9 protein-coding genes are annotated in these 11314 nt (G+C 37.0%); all 9 read left to right on the forward strand.

Features of this window, described 5'->3' with window-relative positions:
• Positions 1 to 533 precede the first annotated feature (533 nt).
• The 9 genes from BMW53_RS20030 (at position 534) to BMW53_RS20070 (ending at position 10982) form a co-directional block, all read left to right on the forward strand.
• Complete coding sequence (locus tag BMW53_RS20030; protein ID WP_022546668.1) at positions 534 to 1217, forward strand: response regulator transcription factor; 684 nt, start codon at positions 534 to 536, stop codon at positions 1215 to 1217.
• On the forward strand, positions 1214 to 2497 hold the full coding sequence (locus tag BMW53_RS20035) for a sensor histidine kinase (RefSeq protein ID WP_038562419.1): 1284 nt from the start codon (positions 1214 to 1216) through the stop codon (positions 2495 to 2497). Before BMW53_RS20030 ends, BMW53_RS20035 begins: the two co-directional genes overlap by 4 nt.
• A 74-nt stretch (positions 2498 to 2571) precedes the next feature.
• Positions 2572 to 3549, forward strand: a complete 978-nt coding sequence (locus tag BMW53_RS20040; protein WP_038562416.1) for a YVTN family beta-propeller repeat protein — start codon at positions 2572 to 2574, stop codon at positions 3547 to 3549.
• Positions 3550 to 3559: 10 nt separating this feature from the next.
• The gene (locus tag BMW53_RS20045; RefSeq protein WP_038562413.1) at positions 3560 to 5974 is read left to right on the forward strand and encodes a TonB-dependent receptor; all 2415 of its coding nucleotides are present in this window, start codon (positions 3560 to 3562) and stop codon (positions 5972 to 5974) included.
• 11 nt (positions 5975 to 5985) lie between these two features.
• On the forward strand, positions 5986 to 6663 hold the full coding sequence (locus BMW53_RS20050) for a 3-keto-alpha-glucoside-1,2-lyase-like domain-containing protein (RefSeq protein ID WP_051568055.1): 678 nt from the start codon (positions 5986 to 5988) through the stop codon (positions 6661 to 6663).
• A 73-nt stretch (positions 6664 to 6736) separates the two neighbouring features.
• Positions 6737 to 8152, forward strand: coding sequence for a TolC family protein (locus tag BMW53_RS20055; protein WP_038562410.1), 1416 nt, complete (start codon positions 6737 to 6739; stop codon positions 8150 to 8152).
• 451 nt (positions 8153 to 8603) lie between these two features.
• On the forward strand, positions 8604 to 9287 hold the full coding sequence (locus BMW53_RS20060; protein WP_038562407.1) for a DUF8453 domain-containing protein: 684 nt from the start codon (positions 8604 to 8606) through the stop codon (positions 9285 to 9287).
• Positions 9284 to 10132 (forward strand): hypothetical protein, encoded by an 849-nt coding sequence (locus BMW53_RS20065; RefSeq protein WP_074781148.1) that lies wholly within the window; start codon positions 9284 to 9286, stop codon positions 10130 to 10132. The genes BMW53_RS20060 and BMW53_RS20065 overlap by 4 nt, the downstream gene beginning before the upstream one ends.
• Positions 10133 to 10304: 172 nt before the next feature.
• On the forward strand, positions 10305 to 10982 hold the full coding sequence (locus tag BMW53_RS20070) for a hypothetical protein (RefSeq protein WP_139178288.1): 678 nt from the start codon (positions 10305 to 10307) through the stop codon (positions 10980 to 10982).
• Positions 10983 to 11314 lie beyond the last annotated feature (332 nt).

Consider the following 11314-nt stretch of genomic DNA (forward strand, 5'->3'; position numbering starts at 1 on the left):
CACCATAACAACGTGCATATGTAATGCTGGCAGACTACGTATGCGAACAGAAAAGCTTTGTTTAACAACGCCAATTCGTCATTGACGAATCGGCTAAAAAATATAAATACGAATAAACGAATTGGCTCAGTGGCTAAAATGGAAGTGTAGTTTTTCAAATGCCGCACTCCACATGCACGCGGCCGTTGGCAACAAGTGTAAAAAGACAGACGACCAGACAGATACAATAGTGACAAATAATAACGAAAGAAAAGATTTAGCTTTTTGACAGGACAGTGCAAATTTGATGGAACCGGAACGAAGTGGAGCTCGGCGGAGCCAAATTTATTTTGTTTTTTTCTTCCCACCCGCAAAAAAGAATAAAACCCCACCCACATTGCACACATTGCCAAAGCCCCACGAGCCAACGCTGAAACCAAAGCTTTGTCAAAGAGTGCAGCCTACCACCAGGAACCCTCGGACATTTTAGAGAATATTATCAGGCATAAAATATCTCCAATGTTTCTACAGAATTTATCCCTTAATTTGTATTTATGAAATTACTTATCGTAGAAGACGAACCGCAATTATTAAAAAGTTTGGAAGATTTTGCATCCAAAGAGGGATACCTGTATGATTCTTCCCAAGGATTTTGTTCTGCTGCTGAACGCATCGCTCTTTACGACTACGATTGCATTGTACTTGATATTAACCTTCCTGACGGAAATGGTTTCGATATACTTGAAGCCCTGCATAAAGAAGGCAAGACAAATGGGGTCATAATACTTTCAGCACGTGATTCATTAGATGATAAACTAAAAGGGCTTGGACTGGGTGCCGACGATTACCTTACCAAACCATTCTATTTCTCTGAGCTAAATGCCAGAATTAAAGCCATTATCCGTAGAAAGCAATTTAAGACAAACAAAATCGTACACTTTTCTAACCTGATTATTGAACCAGACCAACACCTCATTGGTGTAAGCAACCTTGATAACCCCATTTCATTTACTAAAAAAGAATTCGCTTTACTTAGCTATCTCATTAATAATCATAAACGGGTTCTTTCCAAGGTATCACTGGCAGAATATATCTGGGGAGATTATGTGGATGAAGCCCAAAGTTTCGATTTCCTTTTCTCACAGATAAGGAACTTAAAACGTAAGCTGAAAGAAGCCGGGGCAGACGTAGAAATTAACAATGTTTATGGAATAGGTTATCAAATAAAAGCACGATGAAGCTACTTACCTACACCTCACGGATTCAGTTGCGTTATTTCATGATTCTGTTTGGAATTTTTTCCATTCTGTTTTACGTAGTGCTTAACTGGAATGTACTTCGGAATGTGGACGAGGTGTTGCATAATAGAAAAATTAACCTGCTTGCATACCTCAAAACCAATCCTGAAGCTCCATTTCAAGGTGATAACCCGCTGGACGATTTTACTTTTTATGCCATAGATGCTGCAACTTTCCAAAAAAGCAAAGAAAACTATACAGATACGCTAATTTATGAACCTGTAGATGATGAACTCGATGAATACAGGAAATTAAACACTTTTGTAGAAATCCATAACCAATATTACAAATTGGAGATTTTAGCACCGCATCTTGAAGCCGATGAAATGTTAGGCACAATTGCCTTTTTTCTTGGAATTTTGCTTACCGGGCTATCACTCTCTTTTTATTTATCACAGCGAATAATTTCACGAAAAATTTGGAAACCATTCTACGATATGTTGGAAAAACTTCGTGGTTTTCGCCTCGACAAGCAGCAGCTTCCAGAGTTATCATCTTCTCAGATTGAAGAATTTAAGATGCTTAATGAGTCCATTAATGAATTGGTTTTGAAAAATATGGAAGTATTTACCAGTCAAAAACAATTTATTGAAAATGCCTCCCATGAAATGCAAACACCACTTGCCGTAATGCAGTCACGACTGGAAGCCCTAATAGGGCGGGCAGAGTTGACAAAAGAGCAGGCAGAGATTGTGGAAGGACTTATAAGCTCCACCCAACGTTTAAAAAAACTAAATAAAACCCTTCTTTTACTATCGAAAATTGAAAATCGTCAGTTCCTGTTAACTGACCAGGTTGATGTAAATCAGATTATACGGCAGTCAATGGAATATTATGAAGAACAGAAATCAAAACTTAATATTTCAGTAACGATTAAATCAGAAACCCAACTGACAGTACAGGGCAATATCATGCTCACGGAAATTCTTATTCAGAACCTGCTTAAAAATGCTTTTTTGCATAATACAGAAAATGGCATACTAACCATTTATGTAGGAGAAAAGCAGCTTACTATTTCCAATTCAGGCCACAAAAAAGATGAAGAAGGCTCAATGTTGGATAAAGAAAAATTGTTTAACCGTTTTTATAAGCAATCGGGAAATCCTGATTCGTGGGGTCTCGGATTGTCCATAGCTAAAAAAATTGCAGATACCAGCGGTTGGGAACTTTGTTACCGAAGTGATGGAGCCTTGCATATCTTCGAAGTGAATTTTCAATAAACAGTTTCGATTCCCATTTTTCTACAGATTCAATGGTTTCCTTTGTAAGATAAATCATTTAAAACTATTAGAAAATGAAGAGCAAAATAATCTTGACAACAGCAATAGCACTAATTAGCACAGTGCTTTTTGCGCAGACGCCAAAAGCGTACATTACCAACTACGGCAGCGACTTTATATCAGTCATTGACATTCAGAAAAATCAAAAGTTTTCTGAAGTTATCACCGGAAGCAAGCCGCACGGAGTAGCAGTTTCACCAGACGGAAGCTGGATTGCTGTTAGTAATGAAGGCGATAATACAGTTTCTATCATTAGTGCGGCAGACAATAAAGTAAAACAGACCATTTCTGTTGGTAAGACACCCCACCAGTTAAGTTTCAGTATTGACGGAAAGTATGTTTTAACCGCAATCAATGGGGAACATAAGGTAGATGTGATTTCAACCGCAGATTGGAAACTTGTAAATTCAATTCCCGTTGGCAAAAACCCTCACATTGTGTTGCCAATGCCCGACGGAAAAAACGTTTGGGTTACTTCCGAAGGCGACAACAAAATTGTGAAATTGAATCTGGACAGTATGAAGGTTGTATCAGAAATTCCCACTTTCGGTTTTCCAAGAGTAATGACAGCAACACCCGACGGCAAATATATTTACCTAACCATTCGCTGGTTTCACGGTTTGGTAAAGATTGATGCGGAGCAAAACAAAATTATTGCTCAAGTGCTTTTACCTCAATCTGATAAATTTGATAACGAAGGGAAAGCTGCCCACGGACTTTGCGTTGCACCTGATGGCAAAACTGTTTACCTAACAAGCCAGTTTACCAATGATGTAACGGCTATTGATGTAGCATCGGATAAAATCATGAAAAATATTACAGCCGGGAAAAACCCGAACTGGATTGAATTTTCATCTGACGGAAAATTTGCTGTGGTCAGTAACACTTCATCCAATGATGCAAGTATTATTGATGTTGCAAATTGGAAAGTGGTGGCAACTATTCCGGTTGGGAAAAACCCAAAACGTTTGTGGGTGGCAAATACAAAATAATTGTTGATTTATGAGATACGGATTATTTTCACTAATGCTGTTAATACAGGTATTGGCTTTTGGGCAAAAATCAGGAAGTATATCAGGCAAAGTATTAGACAGCGAAAACAATATTGTCGAATTTGTCAATGTTTTTCTTACTTCCGTTAACGATTCAACTCGCATTGTCAATGGTACGGTTACAGATAATAAGGGCAGTTTTGTATTGACAGATGTCCCTCTTGGTAAGTATTTTATTCAGTTTCGGTTTGTAGGATTCGTTAATCATCAACAAACTGTATTACTAAACGATGCAAATAAAAATATAGAATTAGGAACAATAATATTGAAGCAGGATGCCATCGCATTGAACTCTGTTGAGATTACTGCTTTTCGCAACCTAATTCAGAAAACCGATGAAGGAATTGTGGTGAACGCATCGGAAAATTTGACACAAATTGGCGGTACAGCAGCCGACTTAATGAAAAATATGCCCGGGGTGCAGGTAGATATGGAAGGAAATTTAACCATGAGGGGGAAAAACCCTTTGATAATGATAAATGGCAGGATTTCCGGTATTGGCGGAGTGGACAGAGTAACAAATCTGGAACAAATCCCTGCAAGCACCATCGAGCGTATCGAAATTATTACAAACCCTTCTGCAAAATACGATGCCGATGCCGAAAGCGGAATTATAAACATTGTTCTTAAAAGTAATACAACCCTTGGCACAAACGGAGCGGCAGCTTTGGGAGGCGGTTTGGGGGCACGCTATCGCTTAAACGGCTCCTTCCTTATTAACCATAATACCCAGAAATGGGATTTAGGTCTGGCTTACGACAATTGGTTTACTACCAGAACACGCACAGTAAACAAACAGCGTGTTCAATACGATTCTGACGATAAATATTATCTATCACAGCCGCGGCAAGACGAACGTACCATACAAACCCAAACGGCACGCTTTAATGTGGGCTATACCCCAAATTCAAAAAACAGTTTTAGATTGGAAGGTATCTGGCTTTTTGAAGGACAAGATAATTATGAAACCATTGTTAGCACCACAGAAACATCATTGCATGACTTCACAAGCCGTAACAGCCGATACTCAAATGAAATCAGACGTTTCCATACAGGCGAACTCTTGTTCAATTATACGAGAAATTTCAATCAAAACAGAGCGCTTATCATTGATGCAAACTCTGCAATTGAATACAACAGGGAAAACACCGACATCTCTACTCAAAACTTATCGGAGGAAAACGCTGAGATAGGCAACCCGTTTTTACAGAAAACACATTTTTACGAAGATGCCAACCTGACTAATTTCTCGATAAACTATTTGCATCCGATAAAAGAATCAGGATTATTTGAAACCGGTTATAAAACCACGCTTAGGTTTATCAATGATGATTATCTCCGCTCTAACGAGGAGAACGAAATTTATATAACCGATTCAGCACATACAGACATCTTTAAATTCAACGAACAAATACATGCCCTGTATCTGCAATACACAGGTTGGACCGGTACACAGCAGGAACCAACATGGAAATATCAGTTGGGGTTGAGGGCTGAACCGGTTTCTAATACTGGTGATAATGTTCACTCTCCATATAGTTTTTCAAACGAATACTTCCATATCTTCCCTTCAGCATCGCTCATTTACTACACTGCAAAAAGAAATTCATTTAAACTTGCTTACAGCAAACGAATTAACAGACCATCAATTGGCGATTACAGTCCCTTCATTGATATTACTGATTCGTTGAACGTTTGGTCGGGCAATCCCGATATTCAGCCTGAAATTTCACACTCATTTGAATTAACACAAAATCAAACCTTTAAAAAGGCAAGCCTTACGACTTCCTTGTTTTACCGCCTGACGAGCAACAGTATTTTCCCTTATACCTCTATCGACAATAGCGGAGTAAGCACAACACGACCTGAAAATTTTGGCAATTCTTCCACTTACGGGGTAGAAGCTTTTTTTACTTATAACCCGTTTAATTTTTGGAAAATAAATCTTGATGCATCAATATACGAACAAAGAATTGAACCAAGTGCCAAATTGCAAAATGCCCCGGAAAATTTGTTGTCAGGATACGCTAAATTCATCAACAATTTTGATGTTTGGAAAAACGGCAGGTTTCAAATCACCGCTAACTATACATCGCCCATTGTCATTCCACAAGGCACTATAAAGGAAGTTTATTTTATTGACCTTGGTTTTCAGCAAAAAATCTTAAAAGGTCAGGGGCGTTTGGCTTTGACAGTAACCGATATATTTGATACACAGCGCAGTGAGTCTGCTGTTTCCGGTAGCAATTTTGAATATACACACTATCGGAAAGTAGATACAAGGGCAGTTATGTTGATTTTCGCATATACATTCCGGTCGGAATTTAAAGAAAAACTCTTAGAAAATAAATTTAAAAATGATTAAATATAAACACAATGAAAACACTAATAATCTCAATTTCAGTTATGATAAGTGTTGCATTTTGCAGCAATGTATCATCGAAAAACAGTCAGGTTGTGGTTGAAGATTCTTATTCCCAAACAGGGAATGATACCATTTTTGATTTTGATAACGAAACAGAAGGGCAATTGCCTTCAGGTTTTGTTGCGGACGCTACCAATAAAGCCAAAAGCATCAAATGGAATATTGTAAATGACAATGGCAACAAGGTGGTTGAACAACAAGCCGTAAACTCGGGCAGTTGCTATAATTTGCTTGTTTTAGAAAAAATTGCCTGTGAGAATTTTACCGCCTCGGTTAAAATAAAAGCCATTTCGGGCGAAGAAGACCAGGGGGGCGGACTCGTTTGGCGGTACATCGATAAAAACAATTACTACATAGCAAGGTACAATCCACTTGAAAACAATTTACGTTTTTATAGGGTCGTAAACGGTAGCCGTAAAGAATTGGAAAGTACCGATAGCGATATAAAACAAGGAGAATGGTTTACCTTGAATATTGTGATGAAGGGAAATAAAATCACCTGTTTGATGAACGGAAAAACAATGATTGAATCAACAGACGATACGTTCATATCAGCCGGACTAATCGGCTTTTGGACAAAAGCAGACGCGGTTACCTATTTTGACGACTTGAAAATTAAAATTGAATAATTGTTAAATTTTTGTTCATCAGGAAAAACTAAATTAATCATCCTAAATTATTGATAAACTGAAAGTTTAAAAAATGAATAAGCGTACTGCACTTTTTGCCACCTGTTTTTTGATTGCCCGGGTATCATTCTCGCAAATCAGCATTGAAACTGACATGATGTTGTATCCTGAAAATATTATCAGGTTAACTTACAATCAAAACGACAGAATTAAAGCAGCCTACTACGAATTGGAATCGGCAAAGAGCAATTTTAAGTTATTTGAAAGTGAATACACTCAGTTTAACCCGTTAATAGTTGCTCCAAAATTTAGTGCAAACTCAGATGGTGACTATGCTTCTGATATGACTGCCGGGATGAAAAAAGAGTTTTTTGATGGTTCGTCAATTGGTGTGGCGTTAGGTACATTTAACGACTGGGAGCAAAACACGGGGCATGGCACGATAAATTTCATCGAAACAGAAATTGGCTTTCCGCTTTTTTCTTCTTCCAGAACATTGGAAAGAATTATAAAAAGGACATTTGAGGAAAATGAGCTTTACACAAAAAACCTTGATTATGTTGATGCTGTTCGGGAAAATATCCTCAACGCCCTGGAACAATATTATGACCTGGTTCCCAGAATAAAAATTTATGAAATGCTGATTGAATATCGCAAAGAATTAATTAACCTATTAGAGGATGATAGTATTACCACAACAAATTCAGACAGGGAGCAAATTAGTGGCGAAATAACAAATCTGAATTCAAAAATTACCGGTTGGGAGATTACACTATATTCGTTGCAGCTCCAAATGCAACGTTATATGAATGTTGAACAAATTCAGTTAGTCCAGCTAACAAAAATAGAAATAGATTTTAACGAACCCGGATATGTTGGTAAATACTACATCGACGAAATTACTGATAGCATTTTTAACAAAGCCTTAAATAATGACACCGAATTTAAAGTATTGGGTATTATTAAAAAAAATGCCGAAGAAAAAAAGAGGCTGGCAGAAAAGGGAAAGTGGGATATCTATGCAACCACAGGGGGCAGGTATAATTTTTATGAATTCACTGGTAACATGCAACAGGGCAATTTTCTTACGGCTGATGCAGGTATTAAAATCAAGATAAATGACCCAAAAATACTCAGGCACACCATTGCAAAAGCTCAGGCCGATATTAATGCTATTGATTACACTATAGCCGACCGCAGAAAACTAATTAAGTCAGATATCCTTCAGCTTAAAGATGCACTTACCAAGAAAAAAGAGCAAATGATTAGTACAACGACCAGTTTGCAATCGTGGAAACGGATTTATGCAACAAAGAAAGAATCGTATTTGCTAAAAGAGGAAAGTGTTGATAATTATATCCAGGCATTCAGGTCACTGGTATCAACGCATGAAACATTGTTACAACTGGAAAATAATTATTTAGACTTAATCAGAGATTTAGACTATGTATGTGGTGAGTATTTTGCTGTAATTAACTTGACTAATTAGCCATCCCACAGTCGTAAGCACATCCCGCAAACCGCTCAAAGCCAAACCAAATCCAAAGTTTGCGGGAAGAGCTTCCGCCTCTCCTGCCCGAGTAACCGCCTTTCAGGACGGTTTTGGGATTGCCCACGCTCAAAAAAACAAAATAAATTTGTACTTTGTAGATAGGTTCGTGCAGATTGATAATGACAAGAAAATAAAGCTAAATAAATGACAAACAGACAGATATGAATGAACACCAGTTGCCAACACGCGGTATAGTTAATTGCCGGTGCAGTGGGTATTCGAGCGGCACAGCTCGTATCAAAAGTAGTTGTAACTTGACAGGGAAGTACTTCGAAATCGGCAACTAACCATACCGCCATCCGTTACCACACATTTTAAATGACAGACATATGAGCAAAATATTAAATGATTTTATAACATTAATACGACCAGCGAATAAAACTCAAACATGACCTACGAAACCATAAAAAAAATAAGGAGAAGTCTATCAATGTTTTTCCTTTTGCTATCAGGATTTATTGTTCTGTTTGTAGCAAAACAAGCCTATGACTTAAAAGAATGGAATACAATTGCAGCATCATTAGCCGTTTATACAGCTCTAATAACAATCTATATTTCATTCAAAATCACATGGAAATCAGAAGATGACGCAGAACCAGAATTAATTGTTAAATGGGACTTTGAAAGTTCTCCGATTGTAAATCTTGTATTGGAAAATATAGGTGGTGGTTCAGCGTATGAGATTTCAATTGAATGGGAAAAAGAATTAAAAAATGCAATTGACAAGCCAATTACATTTGGCAAAATTCCTTGCTTGTCAAAAAACCAGAAAATCAAAACAGTCGTTAATTCGCAACCGAATCTTTGGAAAAATGCAAAGGAGTTTGGAGAAAACAATGATGAATTCTGCGGAGTTATTAAGTTCAAACGAAGCCGAAAAACTAAAAAAATTGACTCCTGTGATTTCTGTATCTCATTGGGGCATAAAAAACTTAGAATTGACTTTGAAACTAGCAAACAAGAATTTTATTCGCAAGGGAAAAAGATAGTATCACAATTAGAAAAAATAAATGAAAACTTAAGCAAACAAGATAATCCGTTAACTAAAAAAATTAAAAACCGCGAAACATGAAAAAAATCTTACTAATTCAAGTCCTCTTCTATTTAATCTTTTTTTCGTGTAGTAAAGATGATTTTGAAGAACCAAATCCGACTGATAAAAACTTAAAAAGTTTTACTGCTTATATGGTACCATTTAAATATGGACAGCCAAGTGAATCAAGTAAATTTAAATGGGAAACAAAAGAATATGATAAAGATGGGAATTTAACACTTTGGGAGTACCGGAGCAATAAAAATTTTGACACCGAAAATAATTGGTTAAACTCTGAGGAATATACATACGAAAATGGAGTTCTTACAGAAAAAATAGAGGATAACTTAATTTCAAGGTATCGCCATGTTTTCACTTACACAAACGGAAACCTAACAAATGAAGACGTTTTTAATGAAAATGGTCTTGTTGAAAAATATGAATATAAATATCAAAATGGTGACAAGAAACCAAAACAAATGCTTAGCTGGTGGATGTTCTTTGACCATGACCCAACAACTCACACCTACACATATGATAACAATGGAAATATGACTGAGGATAGTATTGATTATTCTACGATTCCGTACGGAATTTTAATGTGGAAATATGATTCTCACAATAATATGATTGAAGAATCATACTATTCAGCCGATGATGATAAAACAACTATTCAGGACATTCGAAGCTATAATTATGATTCAAATGGTAAAATTCAGGAATATATTTTTTCATCTTGGTACACTTTATATTTTCAGAAGTACATTTATCAATATTTGGACGATGGAAAAATCTCAGAGATAAATGTTTATGAATCGACAAATGGACAGGACGGAATCTTTGAGCAGAAAGGAATAATCAAATACGAATACAACTATTATTGATTGAAATAAAAAAACGTGTGGTAACACGGTACATATTGCAGGGCGGGGTTTGGTGGTACGCCAACTGCGGATTCTCGCATCGCAGTTCCGTGTCCTACCGGACAGGAACGCTCTCCGAAATCCGCCCCGACAACATGTACCAACCGTTAGGCACAAGCTTAAAAAGAGACCAATGAAAACGATATTACCTATTTTAATCATTTTGACCTTAGTGTCTTGCAATCACTCGACTAAGAAAACTGATACAGACCAATCAGAGGTGACAGAAAATTCAATTGACACTGTATTGGTAAAAATTGAGAATAAAATAGATAAGCCATTAATTGATTTCTATGCAAAATCATACACATATTGTTGGGTTGCAAATAAAGATACCCTTGATTTTAAAATTGGTTTGACAGAATATGCGAGAGATAGTTCTGTGCAAATTAGATTCTATCACGACAGACCAATTCTATTTTCAAGTGCAATTGGCAAATTAAACGACTGTTTACCAGAAATTAAGCAAGACTTTAATATTGACCGGCTCAATTCATTTTATTTTGAGCCACCGATATATTATAAAGACATGACAACTGAACTTTCAAAAAGTTACGAGAATCATTTTGGAGATAAAAATATTAGTTATCAGAAACTGGATGAGTTTCTTATGAATTCGTGGTTGGAAGAAAAAATTAATGAATTTTTGAGACAAATTAACAAGAGTACCAAAAGATACTCAATTGAGAAATTTCATCTTCTCGACAAAGACTACTATGACACGTATATTCCAGGTGTAGACTTAAATGATTATCCTTCATTTTCGATTAACGGAATGGGAATATCAGTGATTTTAAATGACAAAAAATAAAAGCCAGTGCCTAACAAAGTACATATTGCAGGGCGGGGTTTGGTGGTACGCCAACTGCGGATTCTCGCATCGCAGTTCCGTGTCCTTCGGACAGGAACGCTCTCCGAAATCCGCCCCGACAACATGTACCAACCGTTATGGTGCAGCGTTTGGGGGTTATCGTTAGTATGCGAACTTGTTCTTTAAAATATTGGTATGGTGGGTTTTACGCCCCACTCTTTTTAAGCGGGCTGACTGTGCTTTGTTGTTTGGTGGGGCTGCGTTAAGCTCATAAGAGCCCGTACAAAAGCCTGTTCGGGCGGTCACAATGTTTGCGGTTTGTCAACTCCTGC

Origin of the sequence: Draconibacterium orientale (genome assembly GCF_900111425.1) — a bacterium.
GTDB classification, from domain to species: domain Bacteria; phylum Bacteroidota; class Bacteroidia; order Bacteroidales; family Prolixibacteraceae; genus Draconibacterium; species Draconibacterium orientale.

Coding starts and splice junctions, on each gene's coding strand:
- BMW53_RS20070 (WP_139178288.1), top strand. CDS start 10,305: ATGAAAACGATATTACCTATTTTAATCATTTTGACCTTAGTGTCTTGC.
- BMW53_RS20065 (WP_074781148.1), top strand. CDS start 9,284: ATGAAAAAAATCTTACTAATTCAAGTCCTCTTCTATTTAATCTTTTTT.
- BMW53_RS20055 (WP_038562410.1), top strand. CDS start 6,737: ATGAATAAGCGTACTGCACTTTTTGCCACCTGTTTTTTGATTGCCCGG.
- BMW53_RS20030 (WP_022546668.1), top strand. CDS start 534: ATGAAATTACTTATCGTAGAAGACGAACCGCAATTATTAAAAAGTTTG.
- BMW53_RS20040 (WP_038562416.1), top strand. CDS start 2,572: ATGAAGAGCAAAATAATCTTGACAACAGCAATAGCACTAATTAGCACA.
- BMW53_RS20035 (WP_038562419.1), top strand. CDS start 1,214: ATGAAGCTACTTACCTACACCTCACGGATTCAGTTGCGTTATTTCATG.
- BMW53_RS20050 (WP_051568055.1), top strand. CDS start 5,986: ATGAAAACACTAATAATCTCAATTTCAGTTATGATAAGTGTTGCATTT.
- BMW53_RS20045 (WP_038562413.1), top strand. CDS start 3,560: ATGAGATACGGATTATTTTCACTAATGCTGTTAATACAGGTATTGGCT.
- BMW53_RS20060 (WP_038562407.1), top strand. CDS start 8,604: ATGACCTACGAAACCATAAAAAAAATAAGGAGAAGTCTATCAATGTTT.